This window comes from Nocardioides nanhaiensis, from assembly GCF_039542785.1.
GTDB classification, from domain to species: Bacteria; Actinomycetota; Actinomycetes; order Propionibacteriales; family Nocardioidaceae; genus Nocardioides; species Nocardioides nanhaiensis.
This window is the reverse complement of record NZ_BAABIM010000001.1, coordinates 866,546-885,932: the sequence shown is the minus strand read 5'-3', so window position 1 is coordinate 885,932 and position 19,387 is coordinate 866,546. Positions and strand designations below refer to the sequence as shown.

Sequence of the window (19,387 nt, the reverse complement as noted above, 5' to 3'; positions counted from 1 at the left end):
TGCTCAGTCCCAGAGCCGTGCCCAGCTGGTCACGACGAAGCCGTCCTCGGGCACGCCGGTCATCTCCGTCACCCGCTCCACCCGGTGGGTGCCGACGGTCCAGCTCAGCAGGTGCGCCGTGGTCGCGCCCGGAGGCGCCCACTGGTAGACCAGCACGCCCTGGCCCACGCCCTCGCCCTGCCCCCAGCTCGCGACCGTGCAGCATGCGGCCGGTCGCCCCGCCTCGTCGGTCGCCTCGCCGACCAGGAGCCCGGCCGCCTCGTCACCGTTCCCGGTGGCTGCCACCAGCAGCTCCGGCTGCTCGCCCAGGAACACCTCCGCGGTGGACTCGTCGGTCGGCGCCTGCTCGAGGACCACCGTCTGCGCGGTGCCGTACGGGCCCAGCCGGCTGCGGCCGCGCGGGCTCGCCGACGGGATCGCGCGCAGCGCGTCGCCGGTGAGGTCCCTCGAGGCGCCGCCGGAGCGCCGACCGGTCCGCACGTCGACCAGGGGGCCGGCACCGGTGGACGAGCGCAGCCACAGGTCGGTGTCGCCCAGCCACTCGAGCTCGGGGACGGGGTCCACGGGGATGGAGCCCCACGTGTCGCGAGCGACGTCGTACGTCGCGATCCGGCCCACCTGCGGGAACGCTAGGTAGCGACCGGTCGGGGAGAGCATCGCGTCGTGCACCGGCAGCGCCTCGGTGGCGCCACCGCCCTGGACGTCGTAGGCGTCCAGCCGCGAGATGTCGAGCGAGCGCGGGGTGCCGTCGGGCGCGAGCAGCAGCACCCGCTCCTCGACGTCCGGGCCCTGCACCGCGAGCGCCGCCTCGGCGAACCGGATGGGCGCCTCGGCGACCGACGGCGCCTCCGCGCCGAGGTCGAACTTGTCGGGCAGCGACGGGCGGCCCTCGCGCTGCAGCGGCAGGGCGGCCGGGTCGTCCGGGCTCGCCGCCAGGAACACCCGGGTGCCGCCGATCCGGGCGTCGGGCGTGGTGCTGCCGGGCGGCGTCGTGGGTGTCTCGGACGCCGACTCGGACGGTGCGCGCGTGGGCGTGGGAGTGCCGGGCGTCAGGGCCGGCGCGGTCTCGCTCGGTCGGTCGAGCACGCTGACGCCGCCCACCACGGTGGCCACGGCCAGCGCCGCGGCGCCCGTGCTGACGACGGCGCGGCGCCGCCGGGTGCGGCGTCCGGCCCGCCAGGCGGGGACCGCCAGGTCTCGCTCGAGGGTGATCTCGTCGGCGTGGGCGCGCATCAGGTCGCGCAGCTCGTGGTCGGTCATCGCAGGTCTCCCAGCAGGTCGGCGAGCTCGGGGGCGGCCGCGCGCAGGCGGCCCAGGGCCGCGTGCGTCTGGCTCTTGACGGTGCCGGCACTGACGCCGAGCACCTCGGCGACCTCGCGCTCGGGCAGGTCCTCGTAGAAGCGCAGCACGACGACGGCCCGCTGCTTGGGCGTCAGTCCGGCCAGCGCCCGGTCGAGCGCGAGGCGGCGGTCGGAGGCGGCCGTGGGGTCGCGGGTGACGCGCTCGGCGTCGTCGACCTCGCGCACCACCTCGCGGCGGTGCTTGCGCCACCACGAGATGTTGCGGCGCACCAGCACCTGGCGCGCGTACGCCTCGGGGTGGCCGCTCTCGAGGCGTCGCCAGCGAGCCGCGACGGCGGCCAGCGCCTCCTGCACCAGGTCCTCGGCGCGGTGCCGGTCGCCGGTCAGCAGCACCGCCGTGCGCAGCAGCGCCAGCTGGCGCTCGCGCGCCCAGCGGGTGAAGGCCTCCTCGTCGTGGTCCACACCTTTCACAACGCAGCACCCACCCACGGGGTTGGCACCGCGAGCGGATTCCTCAGGAGCTGGCGAGTGTGGTGAGGACGGCGTCGGCGAACGGACCGGCCACCGCGGGCACGAGGTCGAGGTAGAGGCCGGGCTCGATCACCTCGAGCTCGGAGAGCACCCACTCCCCCTGCCACTGCACGAGGTCGACGCGGGCGTAGACGAGCTCGGTGGCCCGGTGGGCCGCCATCCGGGCCACGACCTGCTCGGCCAGCGCCGCCCTGGCGGGGTCCAGCGGCACGGCAGCGTTGCTGCCGCCGTGGCTGGGGTGCACGCGGATCTCGTCGGTGCCCTGCGCGGGCACCTTGTCCACCTGCGCGCAGGCGCTACCTGCCATCACGAACACCGAGGTCTCGCCGGTGGTGCGCACCGACTCCACCAGCGGCTGCACGAGCCACGGGCCGGGCGTGAGGGCGTCGAGGCGCTGGTCGTCGGTGCTGGCCGCCACGCACACCCCGGTGCCACTCGCACCGGTGCGCGGCTTGACGACGACGGTGCCCCAGCGGTCGATCGCCGCCTGCAGGTCGCGCACCAGCCCCTCGTCGTCGAGCAGGGCGGTGGGCACCGTGGCGATGGGGTCGGCGAGGTCGGGCAGCTCGAGCAGGTAGGCCTTGTCGGCGTTCCAGGCCAGCACCGCGGCGTCGTTGAGCAGCCGGGTGCGCTCGCCGGTCGCCCGTGCCCACGCGAGGAACTCGGGGAGCCGGCGGTGGTAGTCCCAGGTGGAGCGGACGGCGACGGCGTCGGCCGCCGCCCAGTCCACGCTCGGGTCGTCCCACGCCACCCAGCGGGCCTCGGCCCCACGCTCCGCGAAGGCGTCGACGAGGAGCTGCCCTCCGGTCTCGCCGTCAGGCAGCAGGGCGAACGTGGCCAGCAGGACCAGCGGGCGGCTCACGAGCGACGCAGGCGCTGCGCCAACCGACGCGGCACGGCGGTCACGGCGGCGCCGGCGCGCCAGGTGCTGCTGGCGCGCACGGCGGCCAGCTCGCGCTCCGCCGCCACGGCGCGGCGCTCGGCCGCGACGGCGCGGCGCTCGGCGGCGTCGACCTGGGCCTTGAGCCGCTTGCTGCGCCCGCGGGCCCGCTCGAGCGCCTTCTCGCTGGCGCGCAGGTCGCGCACGACCGCGCGGTACATCTGCTTGACGGCGAGCGCACCGTTGCGCCGCGCGAACGCCAGCTCGCGCTCGAGCTTGGCGACGCCCGCCTCGTAGTGCGCCTCGGTGGTCTGCCCACCCGCCTCGCTCACCTCGCTCACGAGGACCGCCGCCAGAACTGGCCGGCCCAGTCGATCTCCTGCAGCGGCTCGGTGATGCCGTGGGCGTCGCGGAAGTCGTGCACCGCCTGCGCGCACGCCGGCACCGCACCGTAGTCGTCGACGATCACGAAGCCGCCGGGGGCGACCTTGTCGTAGAGCGCGTCCAGGGCGTCGATGGTGGAGGAGTACATGTCGCCGTCCAGGCGCAGCACCGCGAGCTGCTCGATCGGCGCGGTGGGCAGGGTGTCGGAGAACCAGCCCTTGAGGAACTGCACCTGCTCGTCGAGCAGGTCGTAGCGGCGGAAGTTCTCCTTCACGTCGTCGACCGAGATCGCGAGGTCGTGGCGCGTGTGGTGCTGGTCGCCGGTGTCGGCGGCGTGCTTCTCGGCGTCCGGCGGCGGCAGACCCTCGAAGGAGTCGGCCACCCAGACGGTGCGGCCGGTCTCGCCGTGCGCCTTGAGGATCGCGCGCATGTAGATGCACGACCCGCCGCGCCACGCGCCGGTCTCGATCAGGTCGCCGGGCACGCCGTCCTGGATCACGGTCTCGACGCAGTGGCGCAGGTTGGCCATCCGGGCCAGACCGATCATCGACTCGGCGTCGACCGGCCAGTCGGCGCCCACCTTGCGGCGCTCGGCGTCGAACTCACCGGTCTCGACCATCCGGATGTCGCGCTCCTTCATCTGCGCGCGCAGCATCTCCCACAGGTAGGACTCGTAGGAACGGCCGCCCAGCTGCACCGTCACGTTGCGGCCCTCGAAGCCGTAACGGGTGAGCACCTTGGCCATCAGGTCCAGGTACAGGTCGGTGGCGGGCTGGGCGCTCGGCTGGGTGTCGGGCTGGGTGGCTGGCACCCGCGCAGACTACCGAGGGCGGGCCGTTCCGGCAGGGTCAGGCCGACTCGGGCGCGTGGTGCCCGAACGGCACGGCGTCGCGGGCACCGAGCGCGGCCAGCACCGAGGGCAGCAGCGCCTTGGCCGTGCGCTTGTAGCCGAGCGCGGAGGGGTGGAAGCGGTCGAGGCTGAACATCTCGTCGGGGTTGGTGATGAAGAAGGGCCCCACCACGGCCGCGAGGTCGACGGCGTAGGCGCCCAGCGGCAGCACGGCGGCCCGTTGGGCGGCGGCCAGCTGGCGCGAGGCGCGCGACCCGAGCGCGCGCAGCGGCTGCGGCACCGGCGTCAGGGCACCGAGGTCGGGGCAGGTGCCGACCACGACGGTGGCGCCGCGCTCCTGCAGCGTGGTGACGACGGCCGCCAGGTCGCGCGCCGACTCGGCGACCGGCACGCGGTGGGTCACGTCGTTGCCGCCCACCACCACGACGGCGACGTCGGGCCGGTAGCCCGGCTCGAGGGTGGCGAGCTGGTCGGCGAGCATGCTGGTCTCGGCGCCCACCACGGCCACGGTGCGCAGTCGCACCGCACGCTGCAGCCGCTTGCCGGTGCCCTTGGCCAGCCGAGCGCCGAGGGTCTCGCGCGGCTGCTCGGCGCCCAGGCCCGCGGCCACCGAGTCGCCCACCAGCAGCAGCTCGACCGGGTCGCCGAAACGCTTCTTGTACGTCTTGTCGGCGCGCGGCGCCTGCTCGCCGTGCGGCTGACCGATGACGGCGCGGGCCGCCGCCGCCTGACGGCGCAGCACCTCGCGCCCGCCCAGGGCGGCGCCGGCGGCGAGAGCACCGGTCACGGCGCCCGTCGTCGCGACGGCGGAGAGCAGACGTCGTCCCATGCTGCCGGTTACATCACCCGCGCCTGAACCGCGGACCAACCGCGGCACCGGCCGCGGCACCGCGGGGGTGAACAGCAGGCGTCAGCCCCCGGCGACCGCTGGGATCACCGAGACCTGGGCGCCCTCCGGCGTCGGGGTCTCCAGGTTCTCCAGGAACCGCACGTCCTCGTTGCCCACGTAGACGTTGACGAAGCGGCGCAGCGCGCCGTTGTCGTCGAGCACCCGCGCCCGGATGCCCGGGTAGCTGGCGTCGAGGTCGTCCAGCACCTCGGCCAGGGTCGCACCCGTGGCGCTGACCTCGGACTCGCCACCGGTGTAGGTGCGCAGGATGGTGGGGACGCGGACGGAGACGCTCACGGGGGATCCTCTCGGGTGCGGGTGGGCTGCTCGGGCCGGCTCAGACGATGCCGGCGGCGGCGAACGCGGCGTAGCTGGGCGCGATCGTGGCCGCGGGCCCGACGGCGCCGCTGACGGCGTCGAGGGTCTTCAGACCGTGGCCGGTGTTGATGACGACGGTCTCGGCCTCGGTGTCGAGCTGGCCGGTCTCGACCAGCTTCTTGAGCACACCCACGGTGGTGCCGCCGGCGGTCTCGGTGAAGATGCCCTCGGTGCGGGCGAGCAGCACGATGGCCTCGCGCACCTCGTCGTCGGTGATGTCCTCGACGGCGCCACCGGTCTCGCGGCAGATGTCGAGCACGTAGATGCCGTCGGCGGGGTTGCCGATGGCCAGGCTCTTGGCGATGGTGTCGGGCTTGACCGGGCGGATCGCGTCGACGCCGGCCTTGTAGGCCACCGAGACGGGCGAGCAGCCCGAGGCCTGGGCGCCGAAGACCTTGTAGGGCTTGTCCTCCACCAGACCGAGCTTGATCAGCTCCTGGAAGGCCTTGTGCACCTTGGTGAGCTGCGAGCCGGAGGCCACGGGGATGACGATCTGGTCGGGCAGGCGCCAGCCGAGCTGCTCGGCGATCTCGTAGCCCAGCGTCTTGGAGCCCTCGGCGTAGTAGGGCCGCACGTTGACGTTGACGAACGCCCAGCCCTCCTCCTCGCCGGCGATCTCGGAGGCCAGCTTGTTGACGTCGTCGTAGTTGCCGTCGACGGCCACCAGCGACTCGGTGAAGACCGCGGAGTTGACCTGCTTGGGCTGCTCGAGGTTGCTGGGGATGAACACCACGGTGCGCATGCCGGCCCGCGCGCCGGCGGCCGCCACCGCGTTGGCGAGGTTGCCGGTGCTGGGGCAGGCGAAGACCTTGGAGCCCAGCTCGCGGGCGGCGCTGAGGGCGCACGCGACGACCCGGTCCTTAAAGGAGTTCGTGGGGTTGGTGGAGTCGTCCTTGACCCAGAGCTTGGTCAGGCCCAGCTCGGCGGCGAGGTTGCGCGCCTCGAGCAGGCGGGTGAAGCCCGGCTCGGTGTTGGGGCTGGTCTCGATGTCGGTGGGCACCGGCAGCAGCGCCTTGTAGCGCCAGATGTTGGCGGGCCCGGCCTCGATCTCCTCGCGGGTGATCGCGGGGAACTCGTAGCTGATCTCGAGCGGTCCGAAGCACTCCGGACACGCGTAGAAGGGCCCCAGGTCGACCTGGTGGCCGCACTCGCGGCACGAGAGGGCGACGGCGTTGCCGAACGCGCCCTCGCGGGTGGTGTGCTCGGCCTTCGCGGGGCTGACGGGGGCGGCGGGGTTGGCCTGCTCGACGGCGGGAGCGCTCATGAGTCCTCCTTCTCATCTCTCCCGTCGGCGACCATCGCCGACAGGACGGATTTGGCACCGTTTCCGCGACCGTGACGACTGGGCGTCACGGGGGGTACGCGGCGGTTGCCGGGACTTCTCAGGGCCGTTCCCTCAGTCCCTCTGGATGAGCTGTCGCCCACTGTACGGGTGGGTGGTGACCGCTCGCGCACCGCGGTCCCGGTATCTGGACGTGAGTTCCGCCATGTGGACAGGCGGTCGGCGGCCTCCGCGCGGGGCTCAGGCGCGGGTGGCGGCGGCGTCGGCCGTGAGCTGGCGCAGCAGCTCCAGGACGCCGGCCGGACCCGGGACGACGACGTCGGCGCGCTCACCCAGGGCGCCCTGCTCCTCGGAGGCCGAGCAGATCTTGAGCGTCGGCAGCCCCTGCGTGGCCAGCACGTCGAGAGCGTCGAAGGCCTCCAGGTCGCCCAGGTCGTCGCCGGCGAACACGAAGCCGCCGACCTCGAGCTCCTCGGCCAGCCGGTGGACCACCCGGCCCTTGTGCATGTCGCCCGAGCGCACCTCGATCACGTTGCGGCCCGGCTCCACGGTGAGGTCGTGGCGCGAGGCCAGGTCGCGCAGTGCGGGCAGCAGGCGCTCGAAGGCCCCGTCGGCGTCGTCCATGCGCCGGGTGTGCACGGCGACGGCCAGGCCCTTGTCCTCCACGTGCGCCTGCTCGGCGCCCTCCCGGCGCAGCACCCGGGGCAGCTCGCGCTCGAAGGTGGCCAGGCCGGCCGGCGGTCGGGGACCGACGATGCGGCGGTGGGTGGAGCTCCAGCGCTGGTTGCCGTACTGGCCGAAGAGGTAGAGCTCCTTGCCGGCGTCGCCGATGGCGTTGCCCACCTCCTCGAGCCCGCCGAGGTCGAGCGCCTGCCGGGCCGGGCGGCCCGTCACCACGGCGACGGCGGCCACCTGGGCTGCCAGGGCCACCAGCACGTCGCGCGCCTCGGGGTGGATGTGGGCCTGGGCCGGGTCGTCGACGATCGGTGCGAGCGTGCCGTCGAAGTCCAGGCCGACGACGACTCCGGCAGCGGCGCGGACGACAGCCGCGTAGCGCTGCTCGCCGTCGTGCGAGGTGAACTCCACGGGACCAGCCTCCCAGATGCCGTGTGTGGGTCCCCGCCGCGCCTGGTTACCGGGACGGCATGACCGACCAGACGAACACCCGGACCGCCAGCACCCCCGACCGTGCCACCGAGCTGCTGCGGCTGCACCGGGAGGAGACCCTGCTCACCGTCGTGAACGTGTGGGACGCGATCAGCGCCCAGGTGGTGACGGCGACCCCCGGCACCCGCGCCCTGGCGACCGCCAGCCACTCGATCGCGGCCACCCTCGGCTACGAGGACGGCGAGAACATCCCCGTCGCCGAGATGATCGGCATGGTCGAGCGGATCGTGCGGGCCACCGACCTGCCCGTGACCGCCGACCTGGAGGGCGGGTACGGCGACGCCCTCGACACCGTCCGGCGCGCCATCGGCGTCGGCGTCGTCGGCGCCAACCTGGAGGACCAGATGCGCCCGCTGGCCGAGGCCGCCGCCCAGGTGGAGGCCGTCATGGCCGCGGCCGCCGCCGAGGGCGTGCCGGACTTCGTGCTCAACGCCCGCACCGACGCCTTCGTCAAGGCCGGTGACCGCGACCCCGCCGAGGTGTTGGCCGACGCCGTCGAGCGCAGCCGCGCCTACCTGGACGCCGGTGCCCCGGTGGTGTTCGTGCCCGGCAAGCTGGACGAGCAGCAGGTCTCGACCCTGGTCGAGGCGCTCGGCCCGCAGCGGCTGACCGTCATCGGCGTCCCGGGCAGCCTGCCGCTGGCGCGCCTGGAGGAGCTGGGCGTCGCCCGGGTCAGCTACGGACCGCTCTCCCAGCGGGTCGCGCTGACGGCGCTGCAGGAGCTCGTCGAGGACGTGCACCGTGGTGGCGGCGTCCCGGCCTCGGTGCGGCCGCTGAACTGACGGGTCGCGGTCAGGCGCCGAGCTCGCCGGTGAGGATCACCGTGAGCCGGTCGAGCTTCATGGGGTCGACGGCGAGGTAGGTGCGCTGGATCCCGAGGTCGAGGGCGAGCAGCTCGGCCTCGGCCTCGAGCCGCTTGGGGTAGTAGACGGTGTTGGTGGGGATCGAGCCCACCCAGTTGTCCTCGCCGACGACCTGCCAGCCGGCCGACCCGGCCTGCTCGGCCACGCGGCCGGCCAGGCCGCTGATGCCGGAGTTGTTGTACACCTCGACGGCGACCTCACCGCGCTCCACGACGGGCTCGGGCTTGGGCTTCGGGGTGCGGCTGGGCTCCTGCGACGGCGTCGCGCTGGCGCTGGCGCTGGGCGCCTCGGCGACCGGCGTCACCTCGCGCTCGGTGGGCGCACCGCCCCGTGTGGCGACGAACGCGATCGCGGCCATGGCGACCGCGATCACGCTGAGCATGACCAGCGGCGAGGGCAGCACGACCCCGCGGCGGTCCAGGCCGCGCGGGGCGCTCACAGCTCGAAGCCGAGACGGCGGGCCGAGCGCTGGCGCTGGCGCTGGGAGCGCAGGCGCCGCAGGCGACGCACCAGCAGCGGGTCGGCCGCGAGCGCCTCGGGGCGGTCGATGAGGGCGTTGAGCACCTGGTAGTAGCGGGTCGAGCTCATGTCGAACTGGTCGCGGACGGCCGACTCCTTGGCACCCGCGTACTTCCACCACTGGCGCTCGAACTCCAGGATCTCGCGGTCGCGCTCGCTGAGGCCGGCAGCCTCCTGCGGCTGCGCCGAGGTGTCGCGCTGGGCGTCCATCAGGTCTCCCGGGGGGTCGTCGTGCCACGTGCGGACCCGAGCGTGGTGGTGGGTCCGCGCCCGAGGATACGCGTAGAACCACACCCGTGTAGTTCGACCCGCCGCGCCGGCCCGGCTCGCATAGGGTCCCGGCATGACCACGACCACGCGCTGGGCCATCCTGGCCACGGGCGCGATCGCCCACACCTTCGCCCGCGACCTCGCCCTGACCCCCGACGCCGAGCTGGTCGCCGTCGGGTCGCGCCGGGCCGAGGCCGCGGAGGCCTTCGCCGCCGAGCACGGCGGGCGGCCCCACGGCTCCTACGAGGCGCTGGTCGCCGACCCCGAGGTCGACGTCGTCTACGTGGCCACGCCGCACGGCCGCCACCTCGAGGACGCCGGCCTCGCGCTCGCGGCAGGCAAGCACGTGCTGTGCGAGAAGCCGCTGACCGTCGACGTCGCCACCTCCGAGCAGCTGATCGCCGAGGCGGCCCGGCACGACCGCTTCCTCATGGAGGCCATGTGGACCGCCTGCCACCCGGTGGTGCTGGCGGTGCAGCGCGACCTGCGCGCCGGGCGGTTCGGCACCCCGCGCCACCTGCACGCCGAGCTCGGCTTCCCGGTGCCGCCGGACCCCGCGGGCCGGATGTGGGACCCGGCGCTGGGCGCCAGCGCGCTGCTCGACATGGGCATCTACCCCCTCACCCTGGCGCACCTGCTGCTGGGTGAGGCCGAGTCGCTGCACGCCCAGGCGGTGCTCACCGACCGCGGCGTCGACGCCAGCGCCGTCGTCACCGGGCGCTACCCCGGTGACGCCCTGGCCACCCTGGTCTGCTCGATGACCTCGCAGTCCTCGCGGGCGGCGGCGGTGGCCACCGACCTCGGGCGCCTCGACATCCCCACCTTCCACCACCCCGAGCGGGCGGTCTTCACGCCCGCCGACGGCGGCGAGCCCGTCGTCGTCGAGAGCGAGGTGCCGCTGATCGGGCGCGGCTACGGCCACGAGATCGTGGAGGTGGGCCGGTGCCTGCAGGAGGGTCTGCGCGAGAGCCCGCTGGTGCCGCACTCCTTCACCCTGACCCTGGCCCGGCAGCTGGGGCAGCTGCGGGCGCAGGTGGGGGCCGCCTGAGGGACGCGCTCCCTGCGACGCCTCGGGTGGTCAGTCCGTCGAGCGGGCCCGCAGGTAGCGCAGCACCGCCTGCACCCGGCGGTGCGCGGCGTCGTCGTCCGGGTGCAGCTCGAGCTTGGCGAAGATCCGCTGGGTGTGCTTCTCGACCGCACCCGGGGTCACGGTCAGGGCCTGGGCCACCGCGGCGTTCGACCGTCCCTGCGCCATCAGCGCCAGCACCTCGAGCTCGCGCTCGGTCAACCGTTGGAGCGGGTCCCGTCGCCGCACCATGAGCCGGCGCACCACCTCGGGGTCGAGCACCGTGCCACCGGCCGCCACGGTGCCCAGCGCACCCAGGAAGTCCTCCACGTCGGCGACCCGGTCCTTGAGCAGGTAGCCGGTGCCCGCGCCGCCGGCCTCCAGCAGGTCCTCGGCGTAGGCCACCTCCACGTACTGGCTCAGCACCAGCACCGGCACGTCGGGCCGCGCCCGGCGCACCTCGGCGGCGGCGCGGAGCCCCTCGTCGGTGTGGCTGGGCGGCATCCGGACGTCGACCACGCCGACGTCGGGCCGCAGGGTGGCCATGGCCTCCACGAAGCCGGGCCCGTCGCCCACCGCGGCGAGCACCTCGTGCCCTGCCTCGGCGAGCACGAGCACCAGCCCCTCGCGCAGCAGAACGGAGTCGTCGGCCACCACGACGCGCAGGGAGGGTCGGCTCACAACGGGATCTCAGCACACAGCCTGGTGGGTCCCCCCGACGGCGAGTCTATGCGGAGCGTGCCGTCGGCCCCGGCGAGCCGCTGCTCGAGGCCGGCCAGTCCGGCGCCCTTGGCCAGGTGGGCGCCGCCCACGCCGTCGTCCTCGACCCGGACGACGACCGAGCCGTCCGTCAGGTGCACCGCCACCTCGACCGCGGCGGCGCCACTGTGCTTGGCCACGTTGGTCAACGCCTCGGAGACCACGAAGTAGACCGCGGTCTCCACGTGCGGCGCGAGGTGCTCCGGCAGCTCGAGGCGCGCCCGGGCCGGCACCACCGAGCGATCGAGGAGCTCCTCGAGCGCCACGCGTAGCCCGCGGTCGACCAGCAGCGGCGGCGCGATCCCGCGCGAGAGCGCGCGCAGCTCCTCCACGGTGGCGCGGGTCTGCGCCAGCGCCGCGTCCAGGGTCTCGGCCGCGCGGCGCGGGTCCTCCTGGTCCAGCTGGTGCCGAGCCCGGCCGAGGTCGAGCGCGAGCCTGGTCAGCCGCTGCTGGGGGCCGTCGTGGATGTCGCGCTCCAGCCGGCGCAGCGACGCGGCCTCGGCGACCCGGGCGGCCGAGCGGCCCTCCTCCACCCGCTGCACCTCCTGCTGCAGCTCGGCGCGGCCGCACAGCAGCGCCGAGGCCAGGCCCGCGTGGGCGAGGGCGCTGACCCGGGTGACCGCCGGCAGCGTCACCGCGAAGAACAGTCCCGCCAGCAGGTTGAGCAGCGACTCCAGCACCGTGCTGTCGCCGAAGCCGACCAGCTGCACCAGGCCCACGTTGTCGTCGGGCAGCCACTGCTGCCAGAACCAGTACGTCACGCCCCCGAGCGCGGTGGCCCACCAGCTGACGACGACGACGAACGCCGTCAGGCCGGTCACGAAGCCGGCGAGACCCCAGAGCGCGTCGAGCCAGGACTGCGCGTCGCGCAGGGGCGTCAGCACCCGACGGATCGGCCGGGCGCCCGGCGGCGCCGTCAGGTAGGCGGGCGTGGCGGCCTCGCGCAGCTGCAGCGTGCGCAGCCGACCGCGCTCGAGGTGTGCCAGCGCCCGGGCTGCGAGCACGGTGCCGGTCAGCACCGCGAGACCCGCCCAGACGACGAGCAGCCCGAGCCCGAGCGCCAGCCCGGTGAGGACCACGACGAAGCCCACGACGCCCAGCGGCAGGGCCGTCGCCACGTAGGCGGTGTCGAGGCCGAGGCGGCGCGCCCGGGGCACGCCGTCCACCTCGGACGCAGCGGCGGCGTCGTCGCCCGTGCCGGGTCGCTGGGACATCGTCGGTGGGGTGCTCTCCGCGAGGTTCGAGGTCATGCGACGACGCTAGGGACCGCGCCGCGTCCGCACGATCCTGCCAGCAGGTCGCCCCGGTGTCAGGCCAGCCCGACAGCCAGCCCGACAGCCGGCCCGACACACGGCCCGACGACGGCCGTCCACCCTGCCGGGTGCTGCCGGCCGCTCACGCGCAGCCGCTAGCGTGACGGCCATGCCCTCGGACCTCGTGATCGTCGCCAACCGCCTCCCGGTCGACCGCGTGACGCTCGCGGACGGCAAGCCCGGCTGGAGGCGCTCCCCCGGCGGGCTGGTGACCGCCATCGAGCCGGTGATGCGCACGGGCAACGGCGTGTGGATCGGGTGGCCGGGAGGCAACGACACCGACCTCGAGCCCTTCGAGGACGACGGCATGCAGCTGGTGCCGATCAGCCTGACGCCGGAGCAGGTGCAGGGCTTCTACGAGGGGTTCAGCAACGGCACCCTGTGGCCGCTCTACCACGACGTCGTGGCCAAGCCGGCCTTCCACCGCGAGTGGTGGGAGTACTACGTGGAGGTCAACCGGATCTTCGCCGAGAAGGCGGTCGAGCACGCCGCCGAGGGTGCGACGGTCTGGGTGCACGACTACCAGCTGCAGCTGGTGCCGCAGATGCTGCGCGAGCTGCGCCCCGACCTGCGCATCGGCTTCTACCTGCACATCCCCTTCCCGCCGCAGGAGCTCTTCCAGCAGCTGCCGTGGCGCCGTCAGATCCTCGAGGGACTGCTCGGCGCCGACCTGGTCGGCTTCCAGCTCTCGGGCGGGGCCGCCAACTTCGTGCGCCTGGTGCGCCACCGGGTGGGGCACAAGACCCACCGCGACACCATCTACCTGCCCGACGGCCGCACCGTGCGTGCCAAGGCGTTCCCGATCTCCATCGACGCCGCGGGCTTCGAGAAGCTGGCCACCTCCACGGCCGCCGCCACGCGGTCCTCCGACATCCGCGAGGCGCTGGGCAACCCGCGCAAGATCTTCCTGGGCATCGACCGGCTCGACTACACCAAGGGCATCTACGCCCGGCTGCGCGCCTTCAGCGAGCTGATCAAGGACGGGCACTTCGACGTCGAGGACGCGGTCTTCGTGCAGGTGGCGGTGCCCTCGCGGGAGCGCGTGGAGCAGTACAAGGTGCTGCGCGACGAGATCGAGCGGCTGGTGGGTCGCATCAACGGCGACCTCGGCCGCATCGGGCGCCCCGCGATCAGCTACCTGCACTCCTCCTACCCGCGCGAGGAGATGGCGGCGCTCTACCGCACCGCCGACATCATGGTGGTGACGCCCTACCGCGACGGCATGAACCTGGTCGCCAAGGAGTATGTGGCCTGCCGCTACGACGACACCGGGGCGCTGGTGCTCTCGGAGTTCGCCGGCGCCGCCGAGGAGCTGCGCCAGGCGTGGCTGGTCAACCCCTACGACATCAACGGCATGAAGTCCGCGCTGCTCGAGGCCTACCAGGCCGACGAGAAGGAGACGCAGCGCCGGATGCGGGCCATGCGCAAGCAGGTGCGCCAGCACGACGTCCAGGCCTGGGCGCGCAGCTTCATGACCGAGCTCACCGACGGCGAGCACGAGCACGACAAGAAGACCCGGCCCGCCCACGAGGACTGACGGCGCTCACGCGGCGACGTCGGCCGCCCACCCCCGCAGGCGCCGGTGCCGGTGTGCGAACAGCGCTGCGGTGACCCGGCGGGCCACCGGCAGCGGCACACCCCTGCGCGGCTCGAGCACCAGCCGGTCGTGGACGACGCACATCGCGGCGCCCCGGGGCTCGACGGTGCGCTCGTGCTCCCAGCGACGCAGCAGCCGCATCGAGGACCGCTCGTGGAAGCCGCGGCCGGCGTCGACCCGCACCAGCGTCATCTCGTCGTGCTCGACCGGGAGGACGCCGAGCAGCAGCAACCGCGCCCTGCCCAGCGGGAGCCCGACCAGCTCCTGCGCATCGGCCAGCGAACGGCCGCGCAACCCGGGCGGCATCGTCATGGAGAGCAGCGGACCCAGCTCGTGGTCGATGCCCTCGGGCGTCGTCACGCGCTCCCACGCCTGTGCGGCCGAGACCGGCAGGGCGCTGCTCAACCGGATCTCGGCGTCGCCCGTGCTCGGCATCCGCGGATGCTAGTGCCTCGAACCGGAAGTTCTCGGACGCTTCGCGTCCCCATGGCACGCACATCGCGGCGTTGCCGACGCTTGCGAGACAACCCGGTATGGCAGCGCGCCGGCGCCTTGCGCTGCACACACCCTGAGACCGCCAACCGATCAACAACTTCCGATTCAAGGCACTAGCCGCACCCGTGGGGACGAGCGGGTAACTTGGCTGGGGTGGACCTGATCCCGAAGCCCGCCCAGCTGGTCAGCGCCGCCGGCAACGTGGCGCACAAGGCGTTCTACGGCGGCCTCGCCGACCTGCGGCCGATGCCGCGCACGCTCATCGACGAGGGCATGCTGCGCGAGGTCTACCACTACCGTCCGGCCACCTCGCGACCCCAGGGCGACCCGGTGCTGCTCGTCACGCCGCTGGCTGCGCCGGCGCTCTGCTTCGACCTGCGCCGCGGCTGCTCGCTCGTGGAGCACCTGGTGGCCGGCGGGCGCCCGACCTACCTGGTCGAGTACGGGCAGGTCTCCTTCCGTGACCGCAACCTCGGCATCGAGCACTGGGTGCGCGAGGTGGTGCCAGCCGCCATCCGCGAGGTCTCCGAGCACGCCGGCGGCCGCCCGGTGCACCTGGTCGGCTGGAGCCTGGGAGGCCTGTTCGCGCTGCTCACCGCCGCCGACCACGCCGAACTGCCGATCGCCTCGATCGCCGTCGTCGGCTCCCCCGTCGACACCAGCCTGGTGCCGCTCGTCGCGCCGCTGCGCCCGCTGCTCAACCTCGGAGAGGGCCGAGGTCTGGTCACGCGCGCCTACCAGGCGATGGGCGGTGCGCCCCAGCCGATGGTCAAGTGGGCCTTCCAGCTCTCCTCCATCCAGAAGCTGGTCACCAAGCCGGCCGCGGTGCTCACCCACATCGACGACACCGAGTGGCTCGCCCAGGTCGAGGCGGTCGACCGGTTCATGGCCAACATGACCGCCTACCCCGGCCGCACCTTCGGCCAGCTCTACCACCGGCTGCTCAAGGGCAACGTGCTCAAGGACGGCGTCTTCGAACTCGACGGTCGCGACATCTCGCTCTCCGAGGTGACCCCGCCGGTGCTGGTGTTCGCCGGCGCCACCGACGGCATCGCGCCGGTGCCCGCCGTCAAGGCGATGGTGCCGCTGCTGAGCGGCTCCCAGGAGGTGCAGTTCGAGATCGTCCCGGGCGGGCACCTCGGCATGCTCACCGGCCGTGCCGCCCGCGGCACCACCTGGCCCGCCATCGACGACTGGATCGACCGTTGGTCCGGCGCCGACCCCGACCCCGGCAAGATCGGCACGAGCCGCAAGCGGCAGCACGGCTCCGGTGGGTCACGGGCGCTGGCGCGCTAGCTGGAGCGTCAGCGGCCTCAGCAGGTGCCGCGGAAGCGGTAGGCCGGGTGCGGACCCTGGAACCACTCCTCGCTCAGGTGCACGCGGGTCACCCTCTCGTTGAAGGCCCACGCCGTCGCCCAGATGTTCTGGTCGCGGGAGCCCCAGTCCAGCCCCTGCTCCTGCGGCAGCGCGCTGCGGCGGGGCGGCCGGAAGCCGGCGTCGAAGTCGCGCACGACGCGGCCCCGCTTCGCCACCGTCACGTAGGTGTCGAGCTCGACGGTGGTCACGAAGCCGGCCACCGTGCCGTTGCGGGAGAGGCGAGCGAGGGCATCCCCCGCTGACCAGTAGGGCAGGTAGACGACGACCGCGGGCCCGCGCCCGTCGACCAGCGCCAGGCACGGTGCGCTGTAGTCGCGCCGGTCGACCCGGTTCGACACCCACCGCTCGGATCGCGCAGGCGTCATGTCGGGAAGACGCTTGGTGACTGTGCCGAGCGTGCGGCGCACCTGCGCGGGAGTGAGGCCGCGCACCGTGAGGATCTCGTAGTCGATGTCCGGGGTCAGGTCGTCCAGCCACGCGTACGCGTCGGGCTGGGCCGTCGTCGAGCCGCGCCAGTCGTCGGCCGGCGCCGCCGACCCGGGTGTGGCGGCCAGGAGCGTCGCGGCGAGGGTGAGGACGAGGGCCGAGAGAGCGGTGCGCACCGGCGGATGGTGCCATGTCCGGGTGTGTGTCGTCCGCCGATTCCCGCAGTGCGTGGCCGTCCTGACCGTGGTGCTGCTCGCCGCGGGGTGCAGCACCCTCCAGCAGGATGCCGACGCCGAGGCGGGCCGGGTGGCCGACCTCGTGCTGCCGACCGCGCTCGACGACGTGCTGGCGCGCGCCCGGCCCGGGTCGCCGGAGCGGCGGCGCGCCGTGGTGGCGCGCTGGCTGGAGGGTAGGGGTCGCTCGGTGATCGGCAGCCGGGCCAACGCCGACTGGCGCGTCGTCGGGGGCGAGGGCACCTCGATCCGCGTCGACGTGTACGCGTTCTGGGAGTCGGGCGACCTGCTGCCGCCGGACCAGGGCGAAGCCACGTGGGGCGTGGCATGCCGCGTCTACGACGTCGCCGGCCGGGTCACCGCGATGCGCGTCGAGTGCCCCGACGGCACTCCCCCCGGGCCATGAAGCTACAGCTCAGCCGCGCCAGAACGACAGGTCGGAGCCGGCCTCGATCGCCGCTTGGGACGTGGTGACATCGACGCGGGGGTCGCTGGCGATGTCGAAGAGCGACTCCACGGAGATGGGCAGGTCGAGTTCGCGGGGATCGCCGGTGATCGCGGGGCCTGAGTAGAACAGCAGCACCGAGGTGTCCCCCTTCTCGACCGCCACGTAGACCACGCCCGGATCCTCCTCGGGTGCCTCGGCCTCCCACAGGAGCACGCCCAGGTCGGTCTCCACGCAGCCGGCGAGGTACTCGTTGGTCGTGCTCTCGCAGTCGGTCAACGACGGGTCCAGGCCCTGGCCCACGGCGACCGTGAGCGCATCGCCGTCGTACTCGCCGTCGGAGCCGAAGCGCAGCTCGGCGCCCACGCCGCCACGCGCGAACTCCTCGGCCGCGTCGGCCTCGCGGTCCGCCGAGGACGGCGTGCCGGTGTACTCGGCGGCCACTGCGGCCAGCGCCCGGGGCGTCGTCGGCACGTCGCCACCGACCGGCTCTCCCGCTTGGTCCCCGGTCTCGGCGCCACAGCCGACGAGGGCCAGCACCAGGCAGGCGATGGGCAGCAGGGTTCGGCGCACGCGACGAGCATGCACCATCCGGCTCGGGTGCGTGCTCAGCCACGAGACCCCCACACCCGGTTGCCCTCCAGTCACCCCGGTTTGAGGCGGAAGGCTGATCAGCTCACCGGGTCTCGTGGCTCGCTCCTCGCACCTCGACCAGCGGGTAGTCGAGGACGCATTGTCAGTCGAAGACGGGGTCGTCTGGTGGTTCGGCTTCCCAGTCGTCCGGTGGAGGCGGCTTGGGCCAGACAGGCGGATGGGTGCCGAGATGGTCGCGGACGATGGTCATCCCGGTCTGGAACTCCCACTCGTACGCGCCTGGTCCGAGTCGTCGGTAGGTCACCGCGCCGTGGGTCTTGAACCGGTGATGGCGCCGGCAGAGCGGCGCGAGGTTGCAGGTGCAGGTCGCGCCGCCCTGCTCGTAGGGCTTGAGGTGGTCGCAGTCGCAGCGATCCGCGGGGCGGTTGCAGTGGGGGTAGACGCAGCGCGGGTCGGTCCACCGGGAGCGCCGCTTCATGCGCTGGGGGACTTCGTACTGCTCGACATGCACCGCACCGTTGAGATCGATGACCGGCCGGACGATGATCCTGCCCGCGGTGCCGCACCAGTCGCGGATCACGTCGGCGCTCACCGGGGTCTGGGTGCTCTCGAGGCGGCCGACCATGTACCCCGCGACGGTGAACGCCTCGTCGGACAGGTGCACCACCAGCTCCACCGCACGACCGTGAAAGCCGGAGCGGGGCTGGTCGGTGATCTCGCCGGTCTCGAGGTCAAGGGCGAGCTGGTTGCGGGCGAGCTCACCCACCGCAGCCGCGCGGCGCACGTCCAGGGAGTCCTCACAGCCGGCTTTGCCCAGCGCCCTTGCTGTGTGGCGGATGACGGCTTCGAGGTCGGCGGCGTCGGCGGCGTCCAGGCACCCGGTGACCTCACGAGTGCCGGCGAGCGACTCCAGGCTGCCAGCGATGTCGGGGGTCCTGCGGGACTCGCCGATGTCGAAGAACCGACGCTCCCGCTTCCCCTTCTCTGCCTGGGCCGCGGCGGCGGGGTCGAACCTCGCTTGGGTCTCCGCGACCAGTCGCTCCATCTGGCGCTTGCCGATCTTCCCGGCCGCGGCCTCGACCTGGCGGTCCACGTGCACCGCGGCCTCGTACGGGAGCTTCTGGGTCAGGTCGGCGAGCTCGAACGCCTTCCACACCGGGACCTGCAGCTCCTCGACCCTTCGGTAAAGACGGGGCAGGCGGTACTTCAGCTCCAGCACCCGCCCCACCAGGCTCAGCCCGGCGTCCGTGCCCATGCCGAGGGTGGAGGAGAGCTCCATGGCCGCGAACTCCGACACGACCGGCGCACCCGGGCCGGCCACGCTCAACCAGCGGTCGCAGAACCCCTGCTCACCCAGTGCGGCCTCCAGCTCCTCAACCTCCTCGTCGGACATGACGGCCTCGGGGTCGGGCTCACCGGCCAGGTGGTCGTCATCCAAGCGGTTGACCTTCGCCCACTCCACGATCATCCGCAGCTTCGCGACCTCGGCGCTCATCAGCTGGTTCTGCGCCGAGCGCACCATCTGCAGCGCGTGCTCGCGCTCCGCACGCTCGATCTCCTCGCGCGCGAGGACCTCGGCGAGGTCGGGAGCGGTGCTGGTCATTGGTCTACTCAAGCACCGACCACCGACACTTAAGGCCCGGTTTCGGGAGTTATCCACGGGTCGCCGAGGAACAAACTAGTAACAGTTTTTCTGTTCCTGGACAAGGGTGGTCGCGGTTGCCGAGCTGGTGCGGGGGGCTCGGTACGTCGGGTGTCTCGCAAACTC

At 73.4% G+C, this 19,387-nt stretch carries 22 protein-coding genes and 1 riboswitch; of the genes, 5 read left to right on the top strand and 17 right to left on the bottom strand.

The window, feature by feature from the left end; all coding sequences use genetic code 11:
- Positions 1 to 3: 3 nt before the first annotated feature.
- From ABD948_RS04250 to otsB, 9 genes are all read right to left on the bottom strand, one after another.
- Positions 4 to 1,260, bottom strand: a complete 1,257-nt coding sequence (locus tag ABD948_RS04250) for a hypothetical protein (RefSeq protein ID WP_345262973.1) — start codon at positions 1,258 to 1,260, stop codon at positions 4 to 6.
- On the bottom strand, positions 1,257 to 1,763 hold the full coding sequence (locus ABD948_RS04245) for a SigE family RNA polymerase sigma factor (RefSeq protein ID WP_345262971.1): 507 nt from the start codon (positions 1,761 to 1,763) through the stop codon (positions 1,257 to 1,259). The genes ABD948_RS04250 and ABD948_RS04245 overlap by 4 nt, the downstream gene beginning before the upstream one ends.
- Before the next feature lie 52 nt (positions 1,764 to 1,815).
- A complete protein-coding gene (locus ABD948_RS04240; protein ID WP_345262969.1) occupies positions 1,816 to 2,694 on the bottom strand; it encodes an ATP-grasp domain-containing protein in 879 nt (292 codons plus the stop codon).
- Positions 2,691 to 3,053, bottom strand: coding sequence for a hypothetical protein (locus ABD948_RS04235; RefSeq protein WP_345262967.1), 363 nt, complete (start codon positions 3,051 to 3,053; stop codon positions 2,691 to 2,693). The genes ABD948_RS04240 and ABD948_RS04235 overlap by 4 nt, the downstream gene beginning before the upstream one ends.
- Positions 3,050 to 3,907, bottom strand: coding sequence for a TylF/MycF family methyltransferase (locus ABD948_RS04230; RefSeq protein ID WP_345262965.1), 858 nt, complete (start codon positions 3,905 to 3,907; stop codon positions 3,050 to 3,052). The genes ABD948_RS04235 and ABD948_RS04230 overlap by 4 nt, the downstream gene beginning before the upstream one ends.
- Positions 3,908 to 3,944: 37 nt before the next feature.
- On the bottom strand, positions 3,945 to 4,775 hold the full coding sequence (locus tag ABD948_RS04225; protein WP_345262963.1) for an SGNH/GDSL hydrolase family protein: 831 nt from the start codon (positions 4,773 to 4,775) through the stop codon (positions 3,945 to 3,947).
- Positions 4,776 to 4,856: 81 nt separating this feature from the next.
- Entirely contained in the window at positions 4,857 to 5,132 is a 276-nt protein-coding gene (locus ABD948_RS04220; RefSeq protein ID WP_345262961.1) for a MoaD/ThiS family protein, read from the bottom strand.
- 40 nt (positions 5,133 to 5,172) lie between these two features.
- Positions 5,173 to 6,477 (bottom strand): threonine synthase, encoded by a 1,305-nt coding sequence (gene thrC / locus ABD948_RS04215; protein WP_345262959.1) that lies wholly within the window; start codon positions 6,475 to 6,477, stop codon positions 5,173 to 5,175.
- Positions 6,478 to 6,486: 9 nt separating this feature from the next.
- A riboswitch (SAM riboswitch) is annotated at positions 6,487 to 6,629 on the bottom strand.
- A gap of 106 nt (positions 6,630 to 6,735) precedes the next feature.
- A complete protein-coding gene (otsB, locus tag ABD948_RS04210; RefSeq protein WP_345262957.1) occupies positions 6,736 to 7,581 on the bottom strand; it encodes a trehalose-phosphatase in 846 nt (281 codons plus the stop codon).
- Positions 7,582 to 7,640: 59 nt separating this feature from the next.
- Here otsB and ABD948_RS04205 point away from each other — a divergent pair, with 59 nt between their 5' ends.
- Entirely contained in the window at positions 7,641 to 8,444 is an 804-nt protein-coding gene (locus ABD948_RS04205) for an isocitrate lyase/PEP mutase family protein (protein ID WP_345262955.1), read from the top strand.
- Positions 8,445 to 8,454: 10 nt separating this feature from the next.
- On the opposite strand, the gene ABD948_RS04200 is transcribed toward ABD948_RS04205, so the two are convergent.
- Positions 8,455 to 8,964, bottom strand: a complete 510-nt coding sequence (locus tag ABD948_RS04200; RefSeq protein WP_345262953.1) for a LytR C-terminal domain-containing protein — start codon at positions 8,962 to 8,964, stop codon at positions 8,455 to 8,457.
- Positions 8,961 to 9,254, bottom strand: a complete 294-nt coding sequence (napA, locus tag ABD948_RS04195) for a nucleoid-associated protein NapA (RefSeq protein ID WP_345262951.1) — start codon at positions 9,252 to 9,254, stop codon at positions 8,961 to 8,963. The genes ABD948_RS04200 and napA overlap by 4 nt, the downstream gene beginning before the upstream one ends.
- A 133-nt stretch (positions 9,255 to 9,387) precedes the next feature.
- Between napA and ABD948_RS04190 the strand changes: the two genes are divergently transcribed.
- Positions 9,388 to 10,362: a Gfo/Idh/MocA family protein gene (locus ABD948_RS04190; protein WP_345262949.1), complete on the top strand. Its 975-nt coding sequence runs from the start codon at positions 9,388 to 9,390 to the stop codon at positions 10,360 to 10,362.
- Positions 10,363 to 10,392: 30 nt separating this feature from the next.
- Here the strand turns inward: ABD948_RS04190 and ABD948_RS04185 are convergent, their stop codons facing one another.
- Positions 10,393 to 11,046, bottom strand: coding sequence for a response regulator transcription factor (locus tag ABD948_RS04185; RefSeq protein ID WP_345264459.1), 654 nt, complete (start codon positions 11,044 to 11,046; stop codon positions 10,393 to 10,395).
- Positions 11,047 to 11,057: 11 nt separating this feature from the next.
- On the bottom strand, positions 11,058 to 12,389 hold the full coding sequence (locus ABD948_RS04180; protein WP_345262947.1) for a sensor histidine kinase: 1,332 nt from the start codon (positions 12,387 to 12,389) through the stop codon (positions 11,058 to 11,060).
- A gap of 172 nt (positions 12,390 to 12,561) precedes the next feature.
- On the opposite strand from ABD948_RS04180, the gene ABD948_RS04175 reads away from it, so the two are divergent.
- Positions 12,562 to 13,989 (top strand): alpha,alpha-trehalose-phosphate synthase (UDP-forming), encoded by a 1,428-nt coding sequence (locus ABD948_RS04175; protein WP_345262945.1) that lies wholly within the window; start codon positions 12,562 to 12,564, stop codon positions 13,987 to 13,989.
- Between the two features lie 6 nt (positions 13,990 to 13,995).
- Here ABD948_RS04175 and ABD948_RS04170 read toward each other — a convergent pair whose 3' ends face one another.
- Positions 13,996 to 14,484, bottom strand: a complete 489-nt coding sequence (locus ABD948_RS04170) for a hypothetical protein (protein ID WP_345262943.1) — start codon at positions 14,482 to 14,484, stop codon at positions 13,996 to 13,998.
- Between the two features lie 213 nt (positions 14,485 to 14,697).
- Between ABD948_RS04170 and ABD948_RS04165 the strand changes: the two genes are divergently transcribed.
- A complete protein-coding gene (locus ABD948_RS04165) occupies positions 14,698 to 15,840 on the top strand; it encodes an alpha/beta fold hydrolase (protein ID WP_345262941.1) in 1,143 nt (380 codons plus the stop codon).
- A gap of 17 nt (positions 15,841 to 15,857) precedes the next feature.
- Here the strand turns inward: ABD948_RS04165 and ABD948_RS04160 are convergent, their stop codons facing one another.
- A complete protein-coding gene (locus tag ABD948_RS04160) occupies positions 15,858 to 16,523 on the bottom strand; it encodes a hypothetical protein (RefSeq protein ID WP_345262939.1) in 666 nt (221 codons plus the stop codon).
- A 52-nt stretch (positions 16,524 to 16,575) separates the two neighbouring features.
- Here ABD948_RS04160 and ABD948_RS04155 point away from each other — a divergent pair, with 52 nt between their 5' ends.
- Positions 16,576 to 16,986, top strand: coding sequence for a hypothetical protein (locus ABD948_RS04155; RefSeq protein ID WP_345262937.1), 411 nt, complete (start codon positions 16,576 to 16,578; stop codon positions 16,984 to 16,986).
- Positions 16,987 to 16,995: 9 nt separating this feature from the next.
- Here the strand turns inward: ABD948_RS04155 and ABD948_RS04150 are convergent, their stop codons facing one another.
- Positions 16,996 to 17,598 (bottom strand): hypothetical protein, encoded by a 603-nt coding sequence (locus ABD948_RS04150; RefSeq protein WP_345262935.1) that lies wholly within the window; start codon positions 17,596 to 17,598, stop codon positions 16,996 to 16,998.
- Between the two features lie 163 nt (positions 17,599 to 17,761).
- Entirely contained in the window at positions 17,762 to 19,222 is a 1,461-nt protein-coding gene (locus ABD948_RS04145; protein WP_345262933.1) for an HNH endonuclease signature motif containing protein, read from the bottom strand.
- Positions 19,223 to 19,387: the final 165 nt, after the last annotated feature.